The sequence below is a fragment of the Achromobacter sp. CSND-B12 genome (genome assembly GCF_052906545.1).
Genome location: NZ_JBREGJ010000001.1, coordinates 21,700 through 46,174 on the forward strand (window position 1 = coordinate 21,700; position 24,475 = coordinate 46,174).

The 24,475-nt window shown below is 70.8% G+C and carries 24 protein-coding genes and 1 pseudogene; 18 read left to right on the plus strand and 7 right to left on the minus strand.

The features are described from left to right. Positions 1 to 112: 112 nt before the first annotated feature. A complete protein-coding gene (locus tag ACUTAG_RS00145; protein ID WP_148318734.1) occupies positions 113 to 1,240 on the plus strand; it encodes a retroviral-like aspartic protease family protein in 1,128 nt (375 codons plus the stop codon). Between the two features lie 131 nt (positions 1,241 to 1,371). Next, positions 1,372 to 1,977: a glutathione transferase GstA gene (gene gstA, locus ACUTAG_RS00150; RefSeq protein ID WP_148318732.1), complete on the plus strand. Its 606-nt coding sequence runs from the start codon at positions 1,372 to 1,374 to the stop codon at positions 1,975 to 1,977. A gap of 63 nt (positions 1,978 to 2,040) precedes the next feature. Here gstA and ACUTAG_RS00155 read toward each other — a convergent pair whose 3' ends face one another. Continuing rightward, positions 2,041 to 2,811, minus strand: a complete 771-nt coding sequence (locus tag ACUTAG_RS00155) for a DNA alkylation repair protein (protein WP_446649928.1) — start codon at positions 2,809 to 2,811, stop codon at positions 2,041 to 2,043. Next, a complete protein-coding gene (locus ACUTAG_RS00160; RefSeq protein ID WP_054449361.1) occupies positions 2,808 to 3,341 on the minus strand; it encodes a MarR family winged helix-turn-helix transcriptional regulator in 534 nt (177 codons plus the stop codon). The genes ACUTAG_RS00155 and ACUTAG_RS00160 overlap by 4 nt, the downstream gene beginning before the upstream one ends. Positions 3,342 to 3,476: 135 nt before the next feature. Here ACUTAG_RS00160 and ACUTAG_RS00165 point away from each other — a divergent pair, with 135 nt between their 5' ends. Beyond that, positions 3,477 to 4,286: a nucleotidyltransferase domain-containing protein gene (locus ACUTAG_RS00165; protein WP_049054960.1), complete on the plus strand. Its 810-nt coding sequence runs from the start codon at positions 3,477 to 3,479 to the stop codon at positions 4,284 to 4,286. 65 nt (positions 4,287 to 4,351) lie between these two features. After that, positions 4,352 to 4,648, plus strand: a pseudogene (locus tag ACUTAG_RS00170) (GNAT family N-acetyltransferase); the annotation flags it as partial. A 194-nt stretch (positions 4,649 to 4,842) separates the two neighbouring features. Here ACUTAG_RS00170 and ACUTAG_RS00175 read toward each other — a convergent pair. Together ACUTAG_RS00175 and ACUTAG_RS00180 are read right to left on the minus strand one after the other, a co-directional pair. Further along, positions 4,843 to 5,643 carry an IclR family transcriptional regulator gene (locus ACUTAG_RS00175; protein WP_047990978.1) on the minus strand — a complete coding sequence of 267 codons (801 nt, stop codon included), beginning with the start codon at positions 5,641 to 5,643 and terminating at the stop codon, positions 4,843 to 4,845. Beyond that, entirely contained in the window at positions 5,640 to 6,272 is a 633-nt protein-coding gene (locus ACUTAG_RS00180; protein WP_053498443.1) for a flavin reductase family protein, read from the minus strand. Before ACUTAG_RS00180 ends, ACUTAG_RS00175 begins: the two co-directional genes overlap by 4 nt. A 230-nt stretch (positions 6,273 to 6,502) precedes the next feature. On the opposite strand from ACUTAG_RS00180, the gene ACUTAG_RS00185 reads away from it, so the two are divergent. The 7 genes from ACUTAG_RS00185 (at position 6,503) to ACUTAG_RS00215 (ending at position 11,836) form a co-directional block, all read left to right on the plus strand. Beyond that, positions 6,503 to 7,465, plus strand: a complete 963-nt coding sequence (locus tag ACUTAG_RS00185) for a Bug family tripartite tricarboxylate transporter substrate binding protein (protein ID WP_054471368.1) — start codon at positions 6,503 to 6,505, stop codon at positions 7,463 to 7,465. An 8-nt stretch (positions 7,466 to 7,473) separates the two neighbouring features. Beyond that, positions 7,474 to 7,890, plus strand: a complete 417-nt coding sequence (locus ACUTAG_RS00190) for a RidA family protein (protein ID WP_148318730.1) — start codon at positions 7,474 to 7,476, stop codon at positions 7,888 to 7,890. 9 nt (positions 7,891 to 7,899) lie between these two features. Beyond that, positions 7,900 to 8,772: an amidohydrolase family protein gene (locus tag ACUTAG_RS00195; RefSeq protein ID WP_047990981.1), complete on the plus strand. Its 873-nt coding sequence runs from the start codon at positions 7,900 to 7,902 to the stop codon at positions 8,770 to 8,772. Then, positions 8,769 to 9,632: a fumarylacetoacetate hydrolase family protein gene (locus ACUTAG_RS00200; protein WP_047990982.1), complete on the plus strand. Its 864-nt coding sequence runs from the start codon at positions 8,769 to 8,771 to the stop codon at positions 9,630 to 9,632. Before ACUTAG_RS00195 ends, ACUTAG_RS00200 begins: the two co-directional genes overlap by 4 nt. A 9-nt stretch (positions 9,633 to 9,641) precedes the next feature. After that, the gene (hpaH, locus tag ACUTAG_RS00205; protein ID WP_054484247.1) at positions 9,642 to 10,424 is read left to right on the plus strand and encodes a 2-oxo-hept-4-ene-1,7-dioate hydratase; all 783 of its coding nucleotides are present in this window, start codon (positions 9,642 to 9,644) and stop codon (positions 10,422 to 10,424) included. Positions 10,425 to 10,435: 11 nt separating this feature from the next. Beyond that, entirely contained in the window at positions 10,436 to 11,212 is a 777-nt protein-coding gene (locus ACUTAG_RS00210) for an aldolase/citrate lyase family protein (protein WP_047990984.1), read from the plus strand. Positions 11,213 to 11,356: 144 nt separating this feature from the next. Further along, positions 11,357 to 11,836 carry a DUF6882 domain-containing protein gene (locus tag ACUTAG_RS00215; RefSeq protein WP_020928004.1) on the plus strand — a complete coding sequence of 160 codons (480 nt, stop codon included), beginning with the start codon at positions 11,357 to 11,359 and terminating at the stop codon, positions 11,834 to 11,836. A 72-nt stretch (positions 11,837 to 11,908) separates the two neighbouring features. On the opposite strand, the gene ACUTAG_RS00220 is transcribed toward ACUTAG_RS00215, so the two are convergent. Further along, positions 11,909 to 13,120: a citrate synthase family protein gene (locus ACUTAG_RS00220; RefSeq protein WP_054449356.1), complete on the minus strand. Its 1,212-nt coding sequence runs from the start codon at positions 13,118 to 13,120 to the stop codon at positions 11,909 to 11,911. A 183-nt stretch (positions 13,121 to 13,303) separates the two neighbouring features. Between ACUTAG_RS00220 and ACUTAG_RS00225 the strand changes: the two genes are divergently transcribed. Further along, positions 13,304 to 14,737, plus strand: coding sequence for a CoA transferase (locus tag ACUTAG_RS00225; RefSeq protein WP_054484246.1), 1,434 nt, complete (start codon positions 13,304 to 13,306; stop codon positions 14,735 to 14,737). Between the two features lie 54 nt (positions 14,738 to 14,791). On the opposite strand, the gene ACUTAG_RS00230 is transcribed toward ACUTAG_RS00225, so the two are convergent. Then, positions 14,792 to 16,018 carry an SMI1/KNR4 family protein gene (locus ACUTAG_RS00230; RefSeq protein WP_148318727.1) on the minus strand — a complete coding sequence of 409 codons (1,227 nt, stop codon included), beginning with the start codon at positions 16,016 to 16,018 and terminating at the stop codon, positions 14,792 to 14,794. Between the two features lie 100 nt (positions 16,019 to 16,118). Continuing rightward, the gene (locus ACUTAG_RS00235; protein WP_053498435.1) at positions 16,119 to 16,340 is read right to left on the minus strand and encodes a hypothetical protein; all 222 of its coding nucleotides are present in this window, start codon (positions 16,338 to 16,340) and stop codon (positions 16,119 to 16,121) included. Between the two features lie 304 nt (positions 16,341 to 16,644). Here ACUTAG_RS00235 and ACUTAG_RS00240 point away from each other — a divergent pair, with 304 nt between their 5' ends. From ACUTAG_RS00240 to ACUTAG_RS00265, 6 genes are all read left to right on the plus strand, one after another. Next, on the plus strand, positions 16,645 to 17,862 hold the full coding sequence (locus ACUTAG_RS00240) for a helix-turn-helix domain-containing protein (protein ID WP_148318725.1): 1,218 nt from the start codon (positions 16,645 to 16,647) through the stop codon (positions 17,860 to 17,862). Between the two features lie 37 nt (positions 17,863 to 17,899). After that, on the plus strand, positions 17,900 to 18,544 hold the full coding sequence (locus tag ACUTAG_RS00245; RefSeq protein WP_148318723.1) for a Vgb family protein: 645 nt from the start codon (positions 17,900 to 17,902) through the stop codon (positions 18,542 to 18,544). A 222-nt stretch (positions 18,545 to 18,766) separates the two neighbouring features. Then, positions 18,767 to 19,669: a DUF3348 domain-containing protein gene (locus ACUTAG_RS00250; RefSeq protein ID WP_058664619.1), complete on the plus strand. Its 903-nt coding sequence runs from the start codon at positions 18,767 to 18,769 to the stop codon at positions 19,667 to 19,669. A gap of 10 nt (positions 19,670 to 19,679) precedes the next feature. Next, on the plus strand, positions 19,680 to 22,979 hold the full coding sequence (locus tag ACUTAG_RS00255; protein WP_054449400.1) for a DUF802 domain-containing protein: 3,300 nt from the start codon (positions 19,680 to 19,682) through the stop codon (positions 22,977 to 22,979). After that, a complete protein-coding gene (locus tag ACUTAG_RS00260; RefSeq protein WP_024069100.1) occupies positions 22,976 to 23,632 on the plus strand; it encodes an OmpA family protein in 657 nt (218 codons plus the stop codon). The genes ACUTAG_RS00255 and ACUTAG_RS00260 overlap by 4 nt, the downstream gene beginning before the upstream one ends. Beyond that, positions 23,622 to 24,368, plus strand: coding sequence for a DUF2894 domain-containing protein (locus ACUTAG_RS00265; protein WP_308196600.1), 747 nt, complete (start codon positions 23,622 to 23,624; stop codon positions 24,366 to 24,368). The genes ACUTAG_RS00260 and ACUTAG_RS00265 overlap by 11 nt, the downstream gene beginning before the upstream one ends. Positions 24,369 to 24,475: the final 107 nt, after the last annotated feature.

Here is a 24,475-nt window from a genome sequence, read left to right on the forward strand (position 1 = left end):
GCAGCGGCGCCCCTGGTCTGTCTTTTTGCGGCCATTCGCATGGCATCATCAAAACGTTATAACGTTTTCATATACTTTCCAGGCTCACGCAATCGTCAACGGAATACTGGAAATGCGGTTCGACCGGCCTGCCTCCCGCCTGGTGGCGCGCTTCGCTCTCATCGCCATGGGCGTTCTCGCCTCGGGTTGTGATTCATCAACGCCCGTTGCCCCGGCGGCGCCAGCCGCGAATGTGCCCGACCCGCTGCGAGCACCGCTAGCCCGGCTGGGCATGCTGGGCATCGCCCGCGGCGACTTGGCCAAAGCCGAGATCCAGCGAGCCCTGCAACAGTTGGCCACCGTGCCCTGCAACAGTCAGGCCATGGGCACGCTGGCGCCGCAACTCAAGGCCATGGGCTACCGCAAGGAGGCCGCCCAGGCATTGATCACGTTCGCCGACGAATGCGGCAATGCCGACGGTTTCCTGCTGTCCGCCGTGGGCGATCTGCTGATGATCCGCGACTATCCGCAAGCCATTGCCGTTTCCAACCGGCTGGTCGCTGCCCACCCCACCGACATGCGCATGCGATACACGCGGGCGCAGGCCTATAGCCAGACGCAGCAATACGAGCAGGCGCTGGCTGATTACCTGGAAGTCATCGCACTGTCGTCCAACCCCCAGCGGCTGGCCTCGGGCGTGTTCACCGACACCGCTCAGGCGCAGGCGAAGCTCGGGCGCTATTGCGAAGCCGCGAGCACCGTACGCATGTGGATGTCGCTCGACCCCACCCACACGCAAAACCCGCAAGGCAAGCGGCTCGTCGCCGAGTACGAACGCCAGCGCGATTGCCCCGCCTCCTATGCCTCGGGCAAGGACGCGTTCCCCCGCAAACCCGACCAGGTCATCCTGGCGTCCGTCGAGATCAACGGCAAGAAAGGCACGTTCGTCGTCGATACCGGCGCCAGCGTGGTCGCCCTGACCCGGGCCTTCGCCGAGCGCGCGGGCATCGACTATCGCAGCGGCCGAAAGATCGCCGTACAAACGGCCAATGGAAACGCCGAGGTGCATACCGGCATGGCAAAACGCATCCAGCTTCGCCACGTTGCCGCCACTCAGGTCTCGGTCGTGGTGCAGGCCGGCACGGAATCCGCGTTCGGTCCCGGTATCGACGGCTTGCTGGGCCAATCGTTCCTGTCGCGTTTCGATACCCACTTCGGGCCTCGCCAATGGTCCATCGCTGCCCCGGCAGTGGATGGCTAGCGCGATTGCGGGTAGCCCTTCAGCAATCAGTAATACTTATTTCTTGTTGCTGAAGAAGTAATTTTACGAATATTCCGTACCGGGCGATCCTGGGCTTCCTTTCCCTGATCGGGACACTCCCGAACGATCCCATGAAGCTCTACTACGCCCCCGATACCTGCTCGCTGTCGCCCCACATACTGCTGCGTGAACTGGACCTGCCGTTCGACCTGGTCCGTGTCGACAACCGCGCCAAGCGCACCGCCGACGGCCGCGATTTCCTGACCATCAACCCCAAGGGCTACGTTGCCGCGCTGGAGGTCGAGGACGGCCGGGTGCTGACCGAAGGCCCGGCCATCAGCCAATACCTGGCCGACCTGCGGCCCGAAGCCGGCCTGGCGCCGCCCCCTGGCAGTTGGGGCCGCAGCCAGTTGCAGGAATGGTTGAATTTCATCTCGGCGGAAATCCACGGCGGCTTCGGCCCGCTGTTCAACCGCGATCTGCCCGAGGCGGCGCGCGCGTGGTGGCAGACGCGCCTGGAAAAGCGCCTGGACTACGTCGCCGCCGCGCTGCACGCGCGGCAGGCCCTGGTGCAGGACCGCTACGGCGTGGCCGACATCTACCTGTACGCGGTGCTGCGTTGGGCGCCCCAACTCGGCGTGGACCTGGCGCGCTGGCCGGACCTGGTGCATTTCCAGCGCCGCATCGAATCGCGCCCCGCCGTGCAGGCCGCGCTGGCGGCCGAAGCGCAGGCTTGAGCGGCGCGCGGCCGGTCCGTAATGGCGATCGATAGCCGCGTGGCCTGCGCGGCCCGCGGCGCGCTACGCCCCGATGGTGCGCAGCGCCCGCTGGCAGATGCGCCGCGTCGCCGCGACCGGGCTGTGCGTCAGCCAGCGCGCGCACACCCGCCGGACCCAGTCCGGCTGGTCCTTGCTGGCGTCGTTCAGCCAGTTCGCCACCGAATCCTGCACATAGACCGCCGGATCGGCGCGCAGCGGCTCCAGCAGCGGCAGCGCCTGCCCCGGATCCGCCTTGAGCGCGGCGATGTGCGCGCACCAGACACCGCGCGGCCGCAACGCCTCGCTGGCAAAGCGGCGCAGGCGCTCGGACGGCAATGCCGTCCACGCCTGCAGTTGCGCGATGGCCGCGTCCAGGTCCGCCGCCAGCGCCGGCCGCACCGCCAGCCAGGCCCATTCGCGCACGCCGAAATGCGCGTCGTCGGCCAGCGGCCGGATCCGCGCCAGGCGCTGCGCCAGCGACAGGCCCGGCGCGGCCCCGACCATGAAGCAGGCCCAGCCGCGCGCGGTATCCGACGCCTGCGCCGCCATGCGCGCCATGCCGGGCTCGCCCAGGCTTTCCCCCAGGATCCGCGCCGCCAGCGCCATGCGCCGGGAAATTCCCAGCGCCGCCGCGGCCCGCATGCGCGCGATGCCTGCGGCGCCGACCTCGGGCGCCAGCGCCTGCATCAGGCGGGCGAAGTCCACCGCCAGGCATTCGGTCAGGTGCGTGGCCGGCGCGCCGGCGTTCAGTTGCGCGAGGCGATCGGCGCCGATGTCCTTGACGCCGCGGCCGGCGGGTTTCGCGGCGCTCATGGCGCGGCTCCGGCCGGCGCCGCGCGCCCGCTGTCGGTGCCGCGCCAGACCTTGGCCAACAGGTCGCCAAGCTGGCGCCGCTCGGCTTGCGACAGGCCGTCGAACAGCGAGCCGATCCATTGCGCGTGCTCCTTGAACAGGCGCGCCGCCGCCGCCCTGCCCTTGGGCGTCAGCGTCACGGTAACGCGGCGCCGGTCGTCCTGGCCCGGCTGGCGCAACACGAAGCCATCGCGTTCCAAGCCGTCGAGCAGGCCCGTGACGGTGGCGCGGGTCACGCCCGCGCGCGCCGCCAGCTCGTGCGGCGACAGGCCGCCGGCCTGGGCATGCAGCAGGAACAACAGCACGAACTTGCCTTCGGACAACTGCCGTGGCGCCAGGCGCGCGGCGCAGTCGCGGTCGATGGCGCCGGCCAGGGCCAGCACCTGGAAGCACAGCCGGATACCGTCGGACGAAGGCAGCCCGCGACGGGCGGCCTCGTCGAGCAAGGCATGGTGCTTGGGTTCCAACATGGCGGGATGAACGGCTGGCATGTGCTTTCGGAAAATTTATATGGAGGCATATGATATGCCGCCTAATCATTGAATGGCAAACGCGCGCGGGACCGCAACGCGCCGCCCCTAGCCACGCGCATCGCGCCCGCGGGACGAAGTGCTAGCATTGGACGCATGACCTCGATCCTGCATGCCCATCCCATCGATCCGGCCGTCCGCGAACGCGTCATGGCCACGCTGGAACACATCGAACAGCGTCACGACGTGCGCGTCCTGCTCGCCTGCGAATCCGGCAGCCGCGGTTGGGGCTTCGCCTCGCCCGACAGCGACTACGACGTGCGCTTCCTGTACGTGCACAAGCTGGACTGGTACCTGCGCGTGGCGCCCCAGCGCGACGTGATCGAACTGCCCATCGACGACGAGCTGGACGTGTCCGGCTGGGAATTGCGCAAGGCGCTGCAACTGCTGCGCGGCTCCAACCCCACCCTGTTCGAGTGGCTGGATTCGCCCGTGCTGTACCGCCAGGACGAGGCCACCAGCGCCTGGCTGCGGCACTTTCGCAGCGCGTATTTCTCGCACATGAAAGGCCGCTGGCATTACGTGTCCATGGCCGGCCGCAATTTCCGCGAATCGCTGCAGGGCGACACGGTGCGGCTCAAGAAATACCTGTACGTGCTGCGTCCGGTGCTGGCCGCGCAATGGATCGACAGCGGCCGCGGCATCCCGCCGATGCGCTTTGCCGACCTGGCCGATGCCATGGTCACCGACCCCGCGCTGCGCGACGAGATCAACGCGCTGCTGGCCATCAAGATGCAGGCCGGCGAGGCCGAGCACGGCCCGCGCTTCCCGTTGATCCACGCCTACCTGGAAACCACGCTGCCGGCTTTGGAAAAAGCCCCCTTCTTCGACCGGCCCGATGGCCAGACCGAGCGGCTGGACCGGTTCCTGTACGAAGTCGTGACCGGCGCGCCGCTGACGTATTGAGCGCCGCCACAATGCCGCCCGCCCCGACCGTCACGCTGCGCCGCCTGCGCGAAAACGACGTGCCCATGATCCTGGCCCTGGAATCCGACCCCGAGGTCATGCGCCACAGCACCGGCGTCAAGCCCGCCACCCAGGCGCGCCGCCAGGAACTGCTGGATTGGCTGAAGACGCCGCCCGACGCGATCGGCCACTGGGCGGTCGTCGATCCTGACGGCGTGGCGGTGGGCTGGATCAGCCTGACACGGCTGGAAGACACTGGCGCGTTGCAGCTGGCCTACCGCCTGCAACGGTCGGCCTGGGGACGCGGCTATGCCACCCGGGCGGCGCGCCAGCTGTGCGATTACGCCTGGCGCGCGCTCGACTGCGCGGAGCTGCTGGCCGTCACCTGGCCCGACAACCTGGGATCGCAGCGCGTGCTGCAAAACTGGGCTTCACCTTCCGCGCCGTCGAAACGCATTACGGACGCGCTACCCGCGTCTACGCGCTGGCGCGTCCCCCAGGCTGACCGCAACCGCCGCTTACGCCAGGGCGGTGCGCGCCTGAGGCTCCGGCCCGCTCACCGCCGCCGCTCGCTGACCTCCGCATGGCGCCGCGCGATCGCCTGGGCGCGGTCGCGCATGCGTTCGACCACCTGCGCCAGCCGCCCGCCTGCCAGGCGCTCGGCCATCGCCGTCACCGTCACCGCGCCCAGCGGCTCGCCGCCTTCGGCGCGGATCGGCAGCGCCACCGCGCTGGTGCCCGGCATCAAGCCGGCGGGCGCGTGGGCGATGCCGCTGGCGCGCGCCTGCGCGACCCGCGCCAGAATGTCCTCGGCCCGCTCCCCGGCCACCGCCAGCCGCGCGGCATTGGCCTGCACGATGGCGGCGCTCTCGGCCTCGGGCAGGCACGACAACAGCGCCACGCCGGACACGCCCAACCCCAACGGCCGGCGCACGCCCACTTCGATCGACAGCACCTGGATCGGATGATGGCCGGTCTTGCGGCCGATGCAGATCGAATCGTGCCCATGCCGCACGCTCAGGAACACCGTGTCGCCGACCTGGTCGGCCAGTTCCGCCAGATAGGGATCGGCCAGCGTCAGCAAGGGAAAACGGCGCGTGCGCGCCAGGCCCAGCAGGCTGATTTCCGGACCGATCAGGTAGCGGCGCGTGGCCGCGTCCTGCTCCACCGCGCCTTCCTGGATCAGCGTCTTGAGCAGGCGATGCACCGTCGGCCGGTTCAGCCCCGACATGCGCTGCAGGTCGATCAGGCGCACGCCGCGTTCCTGGCCACAGGCCACCAACCGCAGGATGGCCATGGCGCGGCGCACGGTCTGCGCGCCCGGCTGCGCCTCGTCGGCCGCGGCGTCGACGCTCATGCCGGATCCTTGCCCATGACGGATTTCGGCGTCTGGCGCAGCGCCTGCTTGGTCACCAGGGGGCCCAGCAGCGCGTAGTTCGGCCCGGCGATGCGGCATACCGGATCGAGGGCCAGCGTGTCGATCTTGCCGTCGCGCGCCAGGCCGTCGCGGATGTGGAACAGCTTCACCTCGCCGACGAAGAACTCCGCCCCCGTCTCGCCGAACGGGATCACGCTGTGCAAGGTGCATTCCAGGCTGACCGGCGCCGCGGCCAGCCGCGGCGTGGCCACGCTCTCGCCGGGCAGCACCGCCAGTTGCAGCACCTCGGCCTCGCTGACCTCGGGCGGGTGTTCCTCGGCGCTGGCATGGATGGCGTCGAGCAGGCTGGCGTTGCCGATGTTCACCACGAAGTGGCCGTGTTCCAGGATGTTGTTGGCGGTGTCCTTGCGCCGGCCGGCCTTGCGGCCGATGTTGATGCCCAGCATCGGCGGCGTGTTCGACACGAACGTGAAGCAGCTGAACGGCGCCAGGTTGACCTTGCCCGCCGGCCCGAGCGTGGTGATCCAGGCGATCGGGCGCGGCACCACGATGCCGCTCATGAGCTTGTAGGTCTGTTCGGGATTGAGTTCCGGGGCGGCGATACGCATCAAAGGGACGTCCATATGTTGAACCTGGCTGGGCGGCGCGGCATTGCCGCCGGCCCAGGCTTTCACGGCATTTTCCCGGGTTTTCGGCTGGCCAGTGAATCGGGGCAAACCGCGATTGCCGCAATAAGTCCAACATCCGGACTTTTTCGGATTTTTGGCGTTGTCGCCGCGCGGCCAAGTTTCTAGAGTCTCCCAAAACAACAACACACCCACGCACTGGAGACAAAACCATGACCCCGCTTGCAAAGGCCGGCGCCGCCCTGGCGCTGATGGCCGCGACCACGCTGGCACACGCCTGGCCGGACAAACCCGTGAAGATCGTGGTGCCCTACCCGCCCGGCGGCAACGTCGACGTGGCCGCGCGCCTGATCAGCCCCGGCCTGCAGGCCGCCTTCGGCCAGCCCTTCATCGTCGAGAACAAGCCCGGCGCCGGCGGCATGATCGCCGGCGAGCAGGTGGCGCGCGCCGAGCCCGACGGCTACACGCTGTTCATGGCCGCCAACGGCCCGCTGCTGTTCAGCCCGCTGATCTTCAAGCGCCAGGCCTACAAGTGGGACAAGGACTTCGAGCCCATCAGCTCGGTGTCCTACACGCCGCTGGTGCTGCAAGTGCGGCCCGGCCTGCCCGTGAAGACCCTGGGCGAACTGCTGGCGCTGGCCAGGAAGGAACCCGGCAAGCTCAACATGGCCTCGCCCGGCGCCGGCACCACCAACCACCTGGTGAGCGAACTGCTGCAATCGCTGACCGGCGCGCGCTGGACCACCGCGCAATACAAGGGCAACGCGCCCGCCACCACCGATCTGCTGGGCGGCCAGGTGGACTTCAACTTCGACCAGATCTCGGTGTCGCTGCCCTACATCAAGGAAGGCCGCACCCGCGGCCTGGCCGTCACCACCGCCAGGCGCGTGCCGTCGCTGCCCGACATCCCCACCTTCGCCGAGGCCGGCGTGCCGGGCATGGAAGCGGCCACCTTCACCGGCCTGCTGGCGCCCAAGGGCACGCCGCCCGAGGTGCTGGCGCGCCTGAGCCAGGCGCTGGAGAAGATACTGAGCCAGCCCGAGATCATCCAGCGTTTCCAGGAGCTGGGCGCCGACGCCCAGGCCAGCTCGCCCGCCGACTTCACCCGCTACCTGGCCGCCGAGGATGCGCGCTGGACGCCCATCATCGAGCGCGCGGGCATCACCGCCAACTAAGGTCCGCCATGACACGACAAAGCACACGACAAAGCACACGACAAAGCACACGACAGAGCATCTACGCCGAAGGCTTCAGCCACAAGAACCCCATTCCCGCCGCCTGCCGCGTCGGCGGCATGCTGTATTCGGGCAGCATCCAGGGCACCGACCCCGCCACCGGCGCCTATGGCGACACGCTGGAACGGCAGTGCGAACTGATGTTCGGCCACGTGCGCCGCATCGTCGAAGCCGGCGGCGGCTCGCTCGCCAACATCGCCAAGATGACCGTGTGGATGCGCGACCGATCACAGCGCGCGGCGCTCAACGCCGTCTGGCTGCGAGCCTTCCCCGATCCCGCCGACCGGCCCGCGCGCCACACCATGCAGGCCGACCTGGACGGCGACAAGCTGATCGAATGCGACTTCGTCGCCGTGCTGGACTGAGGAAGCGACATGCCGCAATACCTGCCCTTCAACCCGCATCCCACCGCGCCGGCGCGGCGCCTGCCGCCCGGCGCCTGCGACAGCCAGTTCCACGTGTTCGGCCCCGCCGAGCGCTACCCGGTGCGCCCCGGCGCCGCCTACGAAATGCCCAGCGCCACCATCGAAACGGCGCTGCGCCTGCACCGCCTGCTCGGCATCGAGCGCGGCGTCATCGTGCAGGCCACCACCTACGGCGCCGACCACCAGGTGGTGCTGGACGGCCTGGCCGCCGCCGGCCCCAACTATCGCGGCTGCGCCAACGCGCTGGTGCTGGCCGAGCGCGACGACGCCTACATCGCCCGGCTGCACGACGCCGGCGTGCGCGGCGCGCGCTTCACCCGGCAGGGCCTGGGCATCAGCATGGAGCCGGCCGTGTTCGAACGCGCCATCGCCCGCATCCGCGAGCTGGGCTGGTACGCCAAGTTCCAGCCCGAGCCCGACGGCATGATGGCCCAGGTGACGCAGTTCGAGCGCCTGGACATCCCTGTGCTGATCGACCACATGGGCCGCGCCGACCCCACCGCCGGCGCCGCCGATCCCACCCGCCGCGCGCTGCTGGACCTGCTGGCGCGCGGCAACTTCTGGGTGATGCTGTCGCTGACCGAAAAGCTGTCGCGCAGCGGCCCGCCCTGGGACGACGTGGTGCCGCTGGCGCAGGCGCTGATCGCCGCCAACCCCGACCGCGTGGTCTGGGGCAGCGACTGGCCGCACCCGGTGTCGGTCAAGCAGCCGCCCGACGAAGGCCGCCTGCTGGACCAGTTGGCGCGCTACGCCGGCGACGACGCCATCCTCAAGAAAATCCTGGTCGACAACCCGGCCCGCCTCTTTGGATTCGACGCATGAAATTCCTGTCCTTTGAACACCAGGGCCGCGCCGGCTTCGGCCTGCTGCGCGGCGACGCCGTGGTCGACCTGGGTGGTCAAGGCCACGCTGACCTGCAGGCGGCGGTGGCCGCGGGTGCCCTGCCGCGCCTGGCTGCGGCCGCCGAACGCCTGGACGCCACGCTGCCGCTGTCCGCGCTGATCCTGCTGCCCCCCATCGCCAACCCCGGCAAGATCATCTGCGTAGGCGTCAACTACGGCCACCGCAACGAGGAATACAAGGACGGCAGCGCGCCGCCGCAATACCCCAGCGTGTTCCCGCGCTTTCCCGAATCGTTCGTGGGCCACGGCCAGCCGCTGCTGCGCCCGCCCGAATCCGAGCAGCTCGACTACGAAGGCGAGATCGCCATCGTCATCGGCAAGGCCGGCCGCCGTATCGCCGCCGAGGATGCCTGGTCGCACATCGCCGGCCTGACCTGCCTGAACGAAGGCACGGTGCGCGACTGGCTGCGCCACGGCAAGTTCAACGTGACGCAGGGCAAGAACTGGGATGCCAGCGGCTCCATGGGGCCATGGCTGGTCAGCGCCGACGCCTTCGATCCGCAGGCGCCGCTGACGGTCACCACGCGCGTGAACGGCGAGGTGCGCCAGCACGACAGCACCGCCAACCTGATGTTCCCGTTCGCCGAACTGATCCGCTACATCTCGATCTGGACCACGCTCAAGCCGGGCGACGTCATCTCGACCGGCACGCCCATCGGCGCCGGCGTGCGCTTCGATCCGCCGCGCTTTCTCAAACCTGGCGACGTGGTCGAAGTGGAAGTTTCCGGTATCGGCACGCTCTCCAACCCCGTGGCCGACGAAACGGCCGCGCGCCCCTGAGGACACCCCATGTTGAACGACGCACAACGCCAGCAGGCGGCCACGCTGCTGATCGAGGCCGAACGCACCGGCGTGCCCACCACGCAACTGGACCAGGCCTTTCCCGGCATCGAGATCGCCGACGCCTACGCCATCCAGCAGCACATCATCGCCAGCAAGCTGGCCGCCGGCGCGCGCCTGCGCGGCCACAAGATCGGGCTGACCTCCAAAGCCATGCAAAGCACCGTCGGCATCGACGAACCCGACTACGGCCATCTGCTGGACACCATGTTCTTCCAGGACGGCGACACCATCGCCACCGAAAAACTGATCGTGCCACGCGTCGAGGTCGAGCTGGCCTTCGTGCTGGGCAAGCCGTTGCGCGGTCCGGACGTGACGCTGTTCGACGTGCTCGACGCCACCGACTACGTGGTGCCGGCGCTGGAACTGATCGACGGCCGCAGCAAGTACCCGCGCCGCATCGTCGACAACATCGCCGACAACGCCGCCTGCGCCGGCATCATCCTGGGCGGCCGCCCGGTCAAGCCGCTCGATGTCGATCTGCGCTGGGTCGCGGCGCTGCTGCTCAAGAACGGCGTGATCGAGGAATCGGGCGTGTCGGCCGCGGTGCTCGGCCACCCGGCCATGGGCATCGTCTGGCTGGCCAACAAGCTGGCGGCGCACGACACCGGGCTGGAAGCCGGCCAGATCGTGCTGGCCGGTTCGTTCACCCGCACCGTGGCGGTGGCCAAGGGCGACACCATCCATGCCGACTACGGCCCGCTGGGCAGCATCTCGGTGCATTTTTCCTGAAGAGGCCGCCGATGCAACTTCCCGCCAATCCCTTCAAGCGCGCGCTGCGCGAACGGCGCCACCAGACCGGCCTGTGGGTCACGCTGGCCAATCCCAACAGCGCCGAATTGGTGGCCGGCTCCGGCTTCGACTGGCTGCTGCTGGACACCGAGCACACGCCCGCGCTGCTGCCCACCGTCATGGCGCAACTGCAGGCGGTCGCGCCCTATCCCACCCACGCGGTGGTACGCCCGACCTGGAACGACAACCTGCAGATCAAGCGCTACCTGGACATCGGCGCGCAGACCCTGCTGCTGCCTTATGTGCAGAACGCCGACGAGGCGCGCCAGGCCGTGGCCGGCACGCGCTACGCGCCGCGTGGCGTGCGCGGCGTCGGCGGCACGGTGCGCGCCACCCGCTATGGCCGCGTCGCCGACTACATGCGGCATTGCGAAAACGAACTGTGCCTGCTGATCCAGGCCGAAACCGGCGAAGCACTGGAGCAACTGGACGCCATGGCCGCGGTCGACGGCGTGGACGGCATCTTCATCGGCCCGGCCGACCTGGCCGCCAGCCTGGGCTATCCAGGCGAGCCCGGCCACCCGCAAGTCGTGGCCGCGGTCGAAGCCGCCATCGCCCGCATCCGCAAGGCCGGCAAGGCGCCCGGCGTGCTGACCGTGGACGAAACGCTGGCGCGGCGCTACATGGCGGCCGGCAGCCTGTTCACGGCGGTCGGCGTGGACGCCGCCCTGCTGGCGCGGCACTGCGATCAATTGGCGCAGCGCTTCGCCTCGCCAAACGCCGGTTAACGCGGGCCAAGGCGCGGACGATCGAACCGGCGGGCTGCCACGCCGCCTGCCCGCGCCAATTGCCCCGCTCGCCATCAGTGCCAAGCGGCGGCGCCAGACCTTTGCGGGTACCCTATCGGTTTTCCATCACCCGCAAAGCCCCGCATGTCCGACACCACGCAGCCCTTCGACGTTTCCGCCTACATCGCCCAGAGCCTGGAAGGCATGCGCGCCGCCACCTCGGCGCACTGCGCCACCTGGCACCTGGACGAGGCCGGGCAATGGTCCGTGGACATGGACAGCGGCCTGATCGTGTTCCAGCTGCCCGGCGGCATCACCGCGCAAGCGCCGGTGCAGATCGTCGGCACCTCCAACAGCGAGGACGGCAGCTTCCTGTGGGGCTGGGATCATCCCTCCGTGCCAGCCGAACTGGCCGAACACGCGCAGCTGGCGCTGGCCTTCGGCAAGGCCCATGGCCTGGAGGCGTACACCCACCGCAAGGTGCCCTGCGACGACGCCCTGGCCTGGGAATTCACCGCCGTCGCCATGCGGCTGGGCGAGGCCAGCGGTTCCTACCGCGCGCAGGCCTCGGACACCGCGCACGTCTGGATGACGTTTGGCCAGGTCACGCTGTCCAAGGCCTGACGCCCGCGGCGCGCGCCGTACCGCGCCCCACGGCGCCGACACGGCATGCCGTGTCAGCGCCGGACGCCGCGTTCAAGCCGCGTCGGGATGCGCGCCGGTATAGGCCGCGCGCGGCCGGATCACATCCTGGCTGCCGCGCTGCTCCAGCCCGTGCGCCAGCCAGCCGATGGAGCGCCCCAGCGCGAACAAGCCGAAGGCCGCGCCCAGCGGCAGCCCCAGGTGGCGCCGCACCGCCACCAGCGCGAAGTCCACCGACGGCCGCTGCCCGGCCAGCTGGAACGCCTGTTCGATCAGCGCCTGCCAGTCGGGACGCCGCGGCAGTATCCGCGCCAGCAAGGCGCTGGCGCGCGGATCGCCGGCCGGATACAGGTGATGCCCGAAACCCGGCAGATCCTCGCCCCGCGCCAACCGTTCGCGCAAGCCACGCGCCAGCCGCTGGCCGGCGTCCGCGCCGGCATCGCCGCGTTCCAGTTCATCCCACATCGCCTCGGCGCGCGCCGTGGTGCCGCCGTGGCGGCCGCCCGTCAGCGCCGCCAGCCCGCCCACGATGCCGGCGCGCAGGCTGGCGCCGGTGGACGCGATGCAGCGCGCGGTGAAACTGGAGGCGTTCAATTCGTGGTCGGCGCACAGCACCAGGGCCATGCGGATCAGGTCCGCGCCCGCCTCGTCCACGCCCCAGGCGCGGGCGCATTGCGCGTGGATCGGCGCGTCGTCTGGCGGGGTCTGCAACAGGCAGGCCGCCAGCGTGCGCACCAGCGCGCCGCAGCCCTGCGCCTGGCGCTCGGGCGAGCGCTGCCACAACGCGGTGGCGTCGTCATCGCTGGCCGCCGTGAATAACGGCAACAACGCGGCCTCGGCGCGCTGGCCGCGATGCCGCGCGAACAACGCCGCCAGGTCGCCCGGCAACACCGGCGCGGGCGCGCCGAACGCCATGGCTTGGTCGCACTGCCAAAGATGCGCCGCCACCGCCTCCACCGAACGCGAACCGGCCAACGCCACGGCGCTTTCCCCGCGATAGAACAGCTGCCCGTCATCGATCAGCGTGATGGCGGACTCCAGCACCGGCAGCCCCCAATTCAGCGTGGCCTTGGCCACCTCCCTGGGCTTGCGCCCGCGCGTGCGCTGCGCCGCCAGCCGGTCCACATCCTCGGCCAGGTAGCGGCTTTCACGCGGGGTGGCGCCGGACTCGGCGTGCAGCAGCCCGCGGCTCACATAGGCATACAGGGTCTGGCGCGATACGCCCAGACGGGCGGCCGCGGCGGCGGAAGTCAGGTAATCGGGCATGAGGGCGGACGGTGGCAGACAGCGTTCAGCTAAGGGGGAAACGAAGGGGAAACGAGGCCCGGGCACGGCATGGCGACCGCGATGCCGTGAGGCTGAACCAATAAGTTGATTAGATTAATCAATATTGACAATTAATACGAGAAGAATAATCCTGGCGGCATTCTCAGACGACCAGGAAGCCTCATGTCCGCCAACGCCCTCCCGCCCTCGCCCGCCATTGCCGACTATCTGCGCCAGTTCTGGCTGGCGGCCGGCGGCGCCCCCGCGCACCTGGCGCGCGTGGCCATCACCGGCGAAGGCGCCTTGCCATCCGTCTTCGCCGTCACCGAATTCGCCACCGCCGCCATTGGCGCGGCCGGGCTGGCCATGGCTGAATTCGCGGCGGCCGGCGCGACCGGCCCGGATTCGACCGGTCCTGGCGCCATCGGCCAGGTCACGGTCGACCGCCGCCTGGCCTCGATCTGGTTCGGCACCACCTTGCGTCCGGTCGGCTGGAGCGCGCCGCCGCTGTGGGACGCCGTGGCGGGCGACTACCGCGCCGCGGACGGCTGGATCCGGCTGCATACCAACGCGCCTCATCACCGCGACGCCGCCCTGGCGGTGCTGGGCGTGGCCGCCGACCGCGACGCCGTGGCCCAGGCCGTGTCGCGCTGGCGCGCCGACGAACTGGAAGCGGCCGTGGTCGCCCGCAACGGCTGCGCCGCGGCCATGCGCGGCATCGACGCCTGGCGCCAGCACCCGCAAGGCCGCGGCGTGGCCGAGGAGCCGCTCCTGCACCGCGACGCCGGTCCCGCCGCGGCCAGGCCGCAATGGCGCGTCCGCCGGCAACGGCCCCTGCAAGGCCTGCGCGTGCTGGACCTGACCCGCATCCTGGCCGGCCCCGTCGCCACCCGCTTCCTCGCCGGCTATGGCGCCGACGTGCTGCGCATCGATCCGCCCGGCTGGGAAGAGCCCGGCACCGTGCCCGAAGTCGTGCTGGGCAAGCGTTGCGCGCGCCTGGACCTCAAGTCCGCTGAGGGCCTGGCCACGCTGGAACGCCTGCTGGTCGGCGCCGACGTGCTGATCCACGGCTACCGCGCCGACGCCCTGGCGCGCCTGGGCCTGGACGCCGAGCGCCGCCGCCAGCTGAACCCGACACTGGTGGACGTGTCGCTCGACGCCTATGGCTGGAGCGGCCCCTGGCAGGCGCGCCGCGGCTTCGACAGCCTGGTGCAGATGAGCACCGGCATCGCCGAGGCCGGCATGCGCGCCAAAGGCGCCGACCGTCCGGTGCCGCTGCCGTGCCAGGCGCTCGACCACGCCACCGGCTATCTGATGGCGGCCGCGGCGATCCGCGGGTTGACCGAACGGCTTGCGACGGGCGCCGGCGGCAGCGCGCGCGCGTCGTTGGCCCGCAGCGCGCAATTGCTGATCACGCATGGCGGCATGCTGGAAGGCGGGCCGGCGCTGGCCCCGGAAAGCGAAGCGGACTGGTCCGCGGCGATCGAGGAAACGTCATGGGGCCCGGCCCGGCGCGTCAAGCCGCCCATGTGGATCGAAGGCACGCCCGAGTCGTGGGATTACCCGGCGAGCGCGCTGGGCTCATCCGAAGCGGCCTGGCGGGACGCGGCGCGATAGGGATACGTGGGATGCGCGGGATGCGCGCAAGATGCGCGGCGTCCGCGCACAGCCTCAGATCGAAAACGCGCGCAGGTTCGCGATGCGCTCGGCCAGGCCGTCCGCGCCCAGGTAGTGCCCCAGCTTGCCGGCGCGCACGCGGCGCAGGTCTTCCTCGTAGCGTGTCAGCATGGCGTCGCGCGCCTCGGCATACGCGGCGCCCATCCCCTCGCCACCGGCGGCAACGATGAGGCGCGCGGCATCGGGCGTGCCGCATGCCACGCAACGCGCCGCGCCCAGGCCGTCGGCCCGCGCCCCGCGCGCCAGCAACTGCGCCACCAACTCGGCGGGCGGCTGGCGATCGAAGCGATGCAACGCATCCGCGCTGACCGGCGCGTCGGCCCGCAACAGCGCCTGCGCCGCCGCGTGGGCATGCTGCATCAATGCCACATCCAGCGCCGTCGCGCTGCCACGCAACGGCTGATCCAGGCGCATGCCCTGCGCCGCCAACTGGCCGACCAGCGCGCCGTCATCGTTGGCCAGCGCGTGCCTCAATGCCAGATTGGCCAGCCGCGGCGATCGCCCCAGCGTCCCGGCCGCCAACGGTCCGCGCCAGTCCACCAAGGCGCGCCGGTAGAACGCCGTCAGCTTTTCCGCCAAAGCCTGCGGCATGCCGTGATCCGCCACGCGCTCGCCCAGATACTCCAGCAGGCGTATCCCGGTGCTGTCGGGGTCCTCGGGATCTTCCTCCAGGCACAGCTCGGCAAACGCGCCACGCAGATCGGCCGCGATCGTCGCAACGCCATCCTGTTGCAGCGCGTGCGTCCAGCCCGGCAGCCCCTGCTTCCAGGCCACGATGCCGCCGGCCTGCGCGCCCGGCTCCAGGCACACATAAATGCGGTCGCAATATTCGAAACCGCCGATGGGCAGATAACGCAGCTTGCCGTCCCAGGCCTCGCCGCTTTCCCCGGCGGCCTCTTCGGCGCATTCCTGCTCGTGCTCGATCCAGCCCGCCAGGTCGCGGTAGTGGTCGCTGCCGTCATAGAACAGTTCGGACCAACTAAGCGCTTCTTCGTTGCCGTCCATCCGCGCATGCAGGTCATAGGCCAATTCACCGCCGGCGGTCAGGCGCCACAATTCGCGCAGCGCATCGGGCAAGGGGCCGGCGCACATCGCTTCGATCTCATCGATGCGCGCCTCGCTCATGGGCGGTTGGACCGCGATCAGGACACGGTCGGAGAACAGGGCGATGCCGTGTTGTCGAAGCGACTGGATTTCGTCGTCGGAAAAATGCTCGCTCATCTTGGATGCTTCATGGATATGGCGTATCGGATTCTACCCGTGGCTGCCGCGGGGATACCGCCGCGGCTGACGGACTCCGCGCCAGACCAGCACCATTCGGCTAGCCGTCGCCGCGGTGGGTCGTTCCCGGGCAATCCAGAATGATCTGTGCCGGCCAGGCGTAGTCGGCTGCCTCGGCCGCATCGCACGCTTGGTCGGCGCTCAACGCATCCGGCTTGCCCTTGCCTTTCGAGGCGGGCGTCTTGCCATCGGCGGGCTGCAACTGGCGGAACCGCAGGCACGCCTGGGGGGTTTTCCAGCAAAAGACTTTCAAGACATGCATGGGTTTGATACACCTTCGATATTTCCTGGTTTTCCCCGGCCACCGGCCTGCGCCGCGGCGATGCGCGATTGGCGGAACGACGCGCGGGCATGCGGATTTCGCAATAAGTGATTGCCCGCCCAACTTATCGAACGCCTCCGCGGCCGACGATAGGAACGGGTCCGAGAAGCCGCGCGATAGACCTCGCTATCCGGCCGCCGGCCGCAATAGCGGACCAACTCCCCGCGCCCGCAGCGCGGTGGTAGATTGGCGGCATCCACGGATGGACGTGGCAAGGGGGAGCGGCAACGATGGCGGGATCGTCATGGACGGGCTGATCATGGCCGCGGCGCGGGCGCTGGCCAGCGGCGACCCGCTGGGCGCGCTGGCGCGGGTGGCGTTGCGCGACGACGCGCCGGGCCTGGCGCTGCGCGGCATCGCGCTGGCGCAGTTGGGCGATTTCGACCGCGCCCGCGTCCTGGTGCGGCGCGCCGCCCGCGCGTTCGGCGCCCGGGAACCGGTGGCGCGGGCCCGCTGCGTGGTGGCCGAGGCCGAGATCGCGCTGGCCTCGCGCGACCTGGGCTGGCCCGCGGCGGCGCTCGATGCCGCCCGCGCCACGCTCGAGCGCCATGGCGACCGGCGCAATGCGGCCTATGCCGGCTACCTGGCCGGCCGCCGCCTGATCTTGATGGGACGCCTGGAGCAGGCCGAACAGGTGCTGTCGGACCTGAACCCCGCCCCCTTTCCGCCCGCCTTGCGGGCGGTGCACGAGCTGGCCCTGGCAGGCATCGCGCTGCGGCGCGTGCAAGCCACGGCGGCGCGCGCCGCGCTGGCCCGGGCCGCGCGGGCCGCGCGCGCGGCCGGCATCCCGGCCCTGCGGGCCGAGGTGCGCCAGGCGTCGCTCGTGCTGAAGGCGCCGGCCGCCCACCTGCACCGCGCCGGCGACACGCAGGTGCTGCGCCTGGAGCAGGTGCAAGCGCTGCTCGCGTCCGACACACTGGTGATCGACGCCTGCCGCTATGCCGTGCATGGCGCGGGCCGCACCCTGGCCCTGGCCAGCCGGCCCGTGCTCTTCACCCTGGCGCAGGCGCTGGGCCGGGCGTGGCCGGGCGACGCGCCGCGCGACGCATTGATTGCGTTGGCTTTCCGCACCCGCCATCCGGATGACTCGCACCGCGCGCGGCTGAGGGTGGAAATCGGCCGTTTGCGGGCGGTCCTGGCACCCTTGGCCGAGATCCGGGCGACACGGCAAGGCTTCGCATTGACGCCCGCGGCGGGCGCCGTCGCCGTGCTGACGCCCCCGGTGCAGGACCGCCACGCCGCCGTGCTGGCGCTGCTGGCCGACGGCCAAGCGTGGTCCAGTTCGGCGCTGGCGCTGGCCAGCGGCGCCAGCCAACGCCAGGTGCAGCGCGCCCTGGATGCGCTGGCGGCCTCCGGCCAGGCGCATTCGCTCGGCCGCGGCCGGGCGCGGCGCTGGATCACGCCGCTCCTGCCCGGTTTCGCGACGACATTGTTACTCCCGGCTCCGCTGCCGAATGCCTAGCATGGAAGTGTCATTCCCCCCGAACAAGGACACCGTCATGAAAACCAAGCCCGCAGAAATCCTCCGTGAATACGGCCCGTTCCCTGGAGTCACCGACGTACACGGCGTCTCGTACGACGGCAGCCGCATCTGGATCGCGGTCGGCGACAAGCTGCACGCCCTGGACCCGGCCAGCGGCGACGTGGTTCGCACGATCGACGTCATCGCCCGCGCCGGGACCGCCTTCGATGGCAAGCACCTCTACCAGCTGGCCGACAGCATCATCCAGAAAATCGACCCGGCATCGGGGCGCGTGCTGGCCACCGTGCCGGCCCCGGAAGGCGGCGGCAATTCGGGCATGACCTGGGCCGAAGGCTTGCTCTGGATCGCCCGCTACAAGGACCGCAAGATCCACCAGGTCGATCCCGCCACCGGCGCCATCCTGCGCACCATCGAGTCCGACCGCTACGTCACCGGCGTCACCTGGGTCGATGGCAGCCTGTGGCACGGCACCTGGGAGGATGACGCCAGCGAGCTGCGGCGGCTGGACCCCGCCAACGGCGAGGTGCTGGAACGCTTGGCGATGCCGCCCGGCGCCTACGTGTCCGGCCTGGAATCGGACGGCGGCGATGTGCTCTATTGCGGCGGCGGCTCCAACAGCAGCCGGGTCCGCGCGGTGCGCCGGCCGCGCGCCGGCGCCTGATCTTCGCCACTCCGCGACGCCCGCCGGCATCCCCGGCGGGCGTTCTTCTTTGCCTCGCTTATCGTCCACTTCCGAGATCGCGGCGCCAGCGCCGCGGGTTTCCCGCGACCCCTGCCGCCGCGCTGTCCTGACAAATTGTTGCAGGCGCTAGCGCGGCGGCCGCTTTCCGACCCAGCGAGCCCCCGCCAGCGTGTAAACTCCCCCCTTTTTGACTCTGGTGGTATGTTGCAAGCCCCACAGCGCACAGGTTTAAGCGGCCCGACGCTCATTCGCTTGCTGACTCGCCTGACGGATGTCGACGTGCCGCAATCGCGGCAACCGTTGTCGGATCATCTGAGCCAATGGCTCGGCTGGACGGACGCGATTGCCCTGTCCGCCGCCCTGAACAACCGCCCGCCGGCGATCGCGCCCGGCGCGCGCGCGTTCGGCAGCGCCGAGGAGCGCGAGTGCGAGCGCGTGCGCACTACGCTGGCCGATGCCATCGCCAGCGACACCGCGGCCACGGCCGCCAAGCGGCTGCTGCCGGGGCAGGTGCCCGCCAAAGTGGCGGCGCTGCAGGCCGACGACGCCGATTACTCGAATTTTCGTCAGCGCTATCTGTCGTTGCAGCACACGATGGAGACCAGCATCGGCAACCTGCGCAGCCGCCTGCGCGGCATGGTCGCGGCCAAGACGCCCGAGATGACGCGGCTGGCGGTGGTGGACGCCATCATGGACCGCGCCCTGCTGCCGCGCGAGCGGACGCTGCTGGGCGCGATTCCGAAGCTGTTGCAAGGACATTTCGACCGGCTGCGGCAGGCCGAACAAGCCGCGCTGGAGGCGGCGGCGCAAGCGCAAGCCGAGGCGCAGGCGCACGCCGAGGCCCAGGCCGGAAGCGGGGACGAGCCGCGGGCCGATGCCCAGGCGCAAGCCGCGCCGGGGGACAGCGCGCCTGATGACGCCCCCACCGGCGCCGCCGCGCCCGCGCAGGCCGCGGTGGCGGCGCCGCAACCCGCTTTACCCGCGCCCACGCCGGGCGCGTGGCTGGAAACGTTCCGCAAGGATATGCGTAGCGTGCTGCTGGCCGAACTGGATATTCGTTTACAACCGGTGGAGGGGCTGCTTGCCGCCCTTCGCGCCAGCTAACCGGGACACTATGTCCAAGTATCTGATCAATATCGTTGTTTTCCTCAGCGGCCTGGCCGTGGCCGGCTGGATCGGCGCGGGCTATGCGGGCACCAACCCGCTGGCGCTGGCCGTCACCCTGCTGATCTGCGCCTGCTACCTGGCCGGGGCGCTTGAATTGCTGCGCTACCAACAGGCCACCTCGTCCTTGAGACGCGCGGTCGGCAACCTGTCGGAAGCCCCCGCCAGCCTGGGCGGCTGGCTCGAGCAACTGCCGGCCGGGCTGCGCAACGCGGTGCGGCTGCGCGTCGAGGGCGAGCGCGTGGGCCTGCCCGGCCCGGCGCTGGCGCCCTACCTGGTCGGCCTGCTGGTGCTGCTGGGCATGCTGGGCACCTTCCTGGGCATGGTGGTGACGCTGCGCGGCACCGGCACCGCCCTGGAAAGCGCCACCGACCTGGCCGCCATCCGCGCCTCGCTGGCCGCGCCGGTCAAGGGCCTGGGCTTCGCCTTCGGCACCTCGATCGCCGGCGTCGCCACTTCGGCCATGCTGGGCCTGCTGGCGGCCCTGTGCCGCCGCGACCGCATCCAGGCGGCGCAACTGCTCGACGCCAAGGCCGCGACCACACTGCGTCTGTACACCCAGGGCCACCAGCGCGAAGAAAGCTTCAAGCTGCTGCAACGCCAGGCCGAAGTGCTGCAACGGCAGGCCGAGGCCATGCCGGCGCTGGTCGACCGCCTGGACGCCATGATGCGCAACCTGGAACAGCAGAACCACACGCTGAACGAGCGCCAGCTCGCCAGCCAGGACGCGTTCCAGGGCAAGGCCGAGGCGGCCTACGCCCGCCTGGCCGCCGTGATGGAACAATCGATGAAGGAAAGCGTGGCCGAAAGCGCCCGCTCGGCCGGCGCGGCGCTGCAGCCCGCGGTCGAGGCCACCATGGCCGGCCTGTCGCGCGAGACCGCCTCGCTGCACGAAAGCGTGACCCAGGCGGTGCAACGGCAGCTGGACGGCATGACCGCCGGCCTGCAGGCCGCCACCAGCAACGTGGCCGGCATCTGGAACCAGGCGCTGGCCGGGCAGCAGCGCGCCAGCGAAACCCTGGCGCAGGACCTGCGCGATTCGCTGGACCGCTTCGCCCAGACCTTCGAACAGCGCTCGGCCGCCCTGCTGGACAGCGTGTCCGAACGCCTGGAGGCGTCCTCGGGCAGCATGTCCGAGGCCTGGAACGTGGCGCTGAGCCGCCAGGAGCGCGCCAGCGAGAAACTGGCCGGCGACAACCTGCAGGCGCTGACGGCCGCCGCCGCCAGCTTCGAGCAGCATTCGGCGTCGCTGCTGCGCACCCTGAACCAGTCGCACACCGCCCTGCAATCCGAACTGGCCTCGCGCGACCAGCAACGCCTGGCCGCGTGGACCGAAACCCTGGGCGCCCTGTCGGCCACCCTGCGCCAGGAATGGCAGCAGGCCGGCGCGCAGGCCGCCGAGCGCCAGCTGGAAATCAACCAGGCCCTGGCCCGCAGCGCGCAGGAGCTGACCGAACACGCGCAGACCCAGGCCGGCCTGCTGGAGAACGTCTCGGCGCGCCTGGAAAGCGCCGCCGGCAACGTCTCGGCCCAATGGCATGAGGCGCTGGAGCGCCAGTCGCAGGTCAGCGACAAGCTGGCCGGCGACAACCGCGAAGCCCTGGCCGCCGCCGCCGCCACCTTCGAGCAGCACGCCTCGACGCTGCTGCGCACGCTGGACCAGTCGCACGCCGACCTGCAGGCCGCCCTGGCCTCGCGCGACGAGCAGCGCCTGGCCGCCTGGGCCGGCACCCTCGGCGCCCTGACCGACAAGCTCGGCCGCGAGTGGGAACAGGCCGGCGCGCAAGCCGCCGCCCGCCAGCAGGAAGTCAGCCAGACGCTGGCGCGGACCGCGCAGGACCTGGCGAGCCGCTCTGAAGCGCAGGCCGCGCTGCTGGACACCGTGGCCGCCCGCATCGAATCCGCCGCCACCGGCGTGACCCAGGCCTGGACCGAGGCGCAGGTGCGCCAGGAGCTGACCAGCGAGAAGCTGGCCGGCGACACGCAACAGGCCCTGGCCACCGCCGCCGCCGCCTTCGAACAGCATTCCGCGTCGCTGCTGCGCACGCTGGACCAGTCGCATGCCGACCTGCAGGCCGCCCTGGCCTCGCGCGACGAAGCGCGCCTGGCCGCCTGGCACGCCTCGCTGGGCGACATGGCCGCCGAACTGGGCCGCCAATGGCGCCAGGCCGGCGAGCAGACCGCCGCCCGCCACCAGGAACTGGAACAGTTGCTGGCCCGCACCGCGCACGACCTGACCGCCCAGACCCAGGCGCAGGCCGCGTTGCTGGAGAACCTGTCGACCCGCCTGGAAACCGCGGCCGGCGGCGTGACCCAGGCCTGGACCGAGGCGCAGGTGCGCCAGGAACTGGCCAACGAGAAACTGGCCAGCGACAACCAGCAGGCCCTGACCACGGCGGCGTCCGCCTTCGAGCAGCATTCGGCATCGCTGCTGCAGACCCTGGGCCAGTCGCAGGCCGGCCTGCAGGCCGAACTGGCCGCGCGCGACCAGGAACGCCTGGCCGCCTGGACCGGCGAGCTGGGCCGCATGGCCGAGGCGCTGCGCCAGGAATGGGAACAGGCCGGCGCCCGCAGCGCCGCCCTGCAGCAGGAGATCTGCGCCACCCTGGCCCGGACCGCGCAGGACATCGCCACCCAGACCGAAGCCCACGCCAGCGGCACCATCGCCGAGATCGGCCAGCTGGTGCAGGCCGCCTCCGAAGCGCCGCGCGCGGCCGCCGAAGTCATTGGCGAATTGCGCCAGAAACTGTCGGACAGCCTGGCCTACGACAACGCCATGCTGGAAGAACGCAACCGCCTGCTGGACACGCTGGCGACGCTGCTGGATGCCGTCAACCACGCCTCCAGCGAACAGCGCAGCGCGGTCGATGCGCTGGTGTCGTCGTCGTCGGACCTGCTGGACCGGGTCGGCGCGCAGTTCACCGAGCAGGTCGAATCCGAGACCGCCCGCCTGGACGACGTGGCCGCGCAAGTGACCAGCGGCGCGGCCGAAGTGGCCAGCCTGGGCGAAGCCTTCGGCGCCGCGGTGCGCCTGTTCGGCGAGTCCAACGACAAGCTGGTGGCGCACCTGGAACGCATCGAGGCGGCGCTGGACAAGTCCATCGCCCGTGGCGACGAACAGCTGGCCTACTACGTGGCGCAGGCGCGTGAAGTGGTCGACCTGAGCACCATGTCGCAGAAGCAGATCGTCGAGAACCTGCGCGAGCTGGCCAGCCAGCGCGCCGCCACCGCCGGAGCGCAGGCGGCATGAGCGCGGGCGAGGACATCGACGGCGGCGTGGAACCCGCGGTGCCGGCCTGGGCCGTCTTCGGCGACCTGATGTCGGTGCTGCTGGGCGCCTTCGTGCTGATCCTGGTGAGCGTGGTGGCCGTGCAGCTGGAGCTGTCGACCCAGCTGGAACAGGAGGTCAAGCAGCGCCAGGAAGAGACCCAGCGCCGCCAGACGCTGGAGCAGGCCCTGGCCGCGCCGCTGGCGGCCGGCCGCGTGACGCTCATCAACGGCCGCATCGGTATCAGCGGCAGCGTGCTGTTCGCGCTCAATTCCGACCAGTTGCAGCCGGAAGGCCGCGAGGTGCTGAAAAGCCTGATCGAACCGCTGTCGGCCTACCTGAAGGCCAATGACGAGATCCTGATGGTCAGCGGTTTCACCGACGACCAGCAGGTGCGCGAAGGCAACCGGCGCTTTGCCGACAACTGGGACCTGTCGGCGCAGCGCGCGCTGACGGTGACCCGCGCCCTGATCGACGAAGGCGTGCCGTCGTCCCTGGTGTTCGCCGCCGCCTTCGGCGCCGAGCAGCCGGTGGCCTCGAACGCCGACGAGGAAGGCCGCGCGAAGAATCGCCGGGTCGAGATCATGCCCCTTCCCAAGCCGTCCAACGGCACGGAGGCCGCGCGTGGCCAGTGATGGCGGCCTGGGCCTGGCGCTGACGGCCGGCGCGGATGCCGCGCCCGACGCCGCCCCGCCCGCCGACGCCACGTCCGCCATCTTGCAGGCCTGGCGCGAGCGCGGCGACGACCGGCTCGATCCGGTCGGCTTCCAATTCATCGAGGCGCTGGCCCGGCGCGCGGCCGCCCACGCCGGCGCCGCCCGCGCCCGGCTGGACGAGCGACTGGCGCAGTTGCTGCAGGCGTATGCGGCGCGCATCGCCGCGGCCAGCGCGGCCAACACCGCCGCCGAAGGGCTGGACGATGCCGCTACGCCCGACGCCAGCCCCGCGCCGGCCATGGCGGTTCCCAAGCCCGCGCGCGGACCGCTGGCCGAGCTGGCGGCGTATCTCGCCTACCCTGGCGCCCCCGGCGAAGATCCCGACGCCATCGCCGCGCAGGCGCGCCGCGACGCTTATCCGGACATGCCGGTGCTGGACGGGCTGCGCGAGATCTGGTCCGGCCTGAGCGCCGACCGCCAGGTGCGCCAGTCGCAGGAGCAGGTGCACAAGAACGCCGGCCCGCTCAATTCCAACCAACTGGTGCACCGCGCCCTGTCGCTGATGCGCGAGCTGTCGCCGGGCTATCTGCAGCAGTTCGTGACCTACACCGAGGCGCTGGCCTGGATGGAACAGGTAACGGCGGCCGCCGCGCCGCCGGCCAAGGAGACGTCGCGCGCGCCCGCCAGGAAAGGCGCGCGCGCCAAGGGCCGCTAGGACACCTCCCGCCCGCAACCGCGACAGGCAACGCTGGCCATGCCGGCCCAATGCCCCGCCGGCGCGCGCCTTCAAGCGGCCTCCCGGCGCGGACCGCCCCCGCGCCG

Bases quoted from the DNA above. Each gene is read 5' to 3' on its own strand.
- ACUTAG_RS00145 (WP_148318734.1), top strand. From the start codon at position 113: ATGCGGTTCGACCGGCCTGCCTCCCGCCTGGTGGCGCGCTTCGCTCTC.
- hpaH (WP_054484247.1), top strand. From the start codon at position 9,642: ATGTTGAACGACGCACAACGCCAGCAGGCGGCCACGCTGCTGATCGAG.
- ACUTAG_RS00250 (WP_058664619.1), top strand. From the start codon at position 18,767: ATGTTGCAAGCCCCACAGCGCACAGGTTTAAGCGGCCCGACGCTCATT.
- ACUTAG_RS00220 (WP_054449356.1), bottom strand. From the start codon at position 13,120: ATGCCCGATTACCTGACTTCCGCCGCCGCGGCCGCCCGTCTGGGCGTA.
- ACUTAG_RS00200 (WP_047990982.1), top strand. From the start codon at position 8,769: ATGAAATTCCTGTCCTTTGAACACCAGGGCCGCGCCGGCTTCGGCCTG.
- ACUTAG_RS00165 (WP_049054960.1), top strand. From the start codon at position 3,477: ATGACCTCGATCCTGCATGCCCATCCCATCGATCCGGCCGTCCGCGAA.
- ACUTAG_RS00155 (WP_446649928.1), bottom strand. From the start codon at position 2,811: ATGAGCGCCGCGAAACCCGCCGGCCGCGGCGTCAAGGACATCGGCGCC.
- gstA (WP_148318732.1), top strand. From the start codon at position 1,372: ATGAAGCTCTACTACGCCCCCGATACCTGCTCGCTGTCGCCCCACATA.
- ACUTAG_RS00225 (WP_054484246.1), top strand. From the start codon at position 13,304: ATGTCCGCCAACGCCCTCCCGCCCTCGCCCGCCATTGCCGACTATCTG.
- ACUTAG_RS00230 (WP_148318727.1), bottom strand. From the start codon at position 16,018: ATGAGCGAGCATTTTTCCGACGACGAAATCCAGTCGCTTCGACAACAC.
- ACUTAG_RS00215 (WP_020928004.1), top strand. From the start codon at position 11,357: ATGTCCGACACCACGCAGCCCTTCGACGTTTCCGCCTACATCGCCCAG.
- ACUTAG_RS00260 (WP_024069100.1), top strand. From the start codon at position 22,976: ATGAGCGCGGGCGAGGACATCGACGGCGGCGTGGAACCCGCGGTGCCG.
- ACUTAG_RS00240 (WP_148318725.1), top strand. From the start codon at position 16,645: ATGGACGGGCTGATCATGGCCGCGGCGCGGGCGCTGGCCAGCGGCGAC.
- ACUTAG_RS00235 (WP_053498435.1), bottom strand. From the start codon at position 16,340: ATGCATGTCTTGAAAGTCTTTTGCTGGAAAACCCCCCAGGCGTGCCTG.
- ACUTAG_RS00195 (WP_047990981.1), top strand. From the start codon at position 7,900: ATGCCGCAATACCTGCCCTTCAACCCGCATCCCACCGCGCCGGCGCGG.
- ACUTAG_RS00255 (WP_054449400.1), top strand. From the start codon at position 19,680: ATGTCCAAGTATCTGATCAATATCGTTGTTTTCCTCAGCGGCCTGGCC.
- ACUTAG_RS00180 (WP_053498443.1), bottom strand. From the start codon at position 6,272: ATGCGTATCGCCGCCCCGGAACTCAATCCCGAACAGACCTACAAGCTC.
- ACUTAG_RS00245 (WP_148318723.1), top strand. From the start codon at position 17,900: ATGAAAACCAAGCCCGCAGAAATCCTCCGTGAATACGGCCCGTTCCCT.
- ACUTAG_RS00210 (WP_047990984.1), top strand. From the start codon at position 10,436: ATGCAACTTCCCGCCAATCCCTTCAAGCGCGCGCTGCGCGAACGGCGC.
- ACUTAG_RS00160 (WP_054449361.1), bottom strand. From the start codon at position 3,341: ATGCCAGCCGTTCATCCCGCCATGTTGGAACCCAAGCACCATGCCTTG.
- ACUTAG_RS00175 (WP_047990978.1), bottom strand. From the start codon at position 5,643: ATGAGCGTCGACGCCGCGGCCGACGAGGCGCAGCCGGGCGCGCAGACC.
- ACUTAG_RS00190 (WP_148318730.1), top strand. From the start codon at position 7,474: ATGACACGACAAAGCACACGACAAAGCACACGACAAAGCACACGACAG.
- ACUTAG_RS00185 (WP_054471368.1), top strand. From the start codon at position 6,503: ATGACCCCGCTTGCAAAGGCCGGCGCCGCCCTGGCGCTGATGGCCGCG.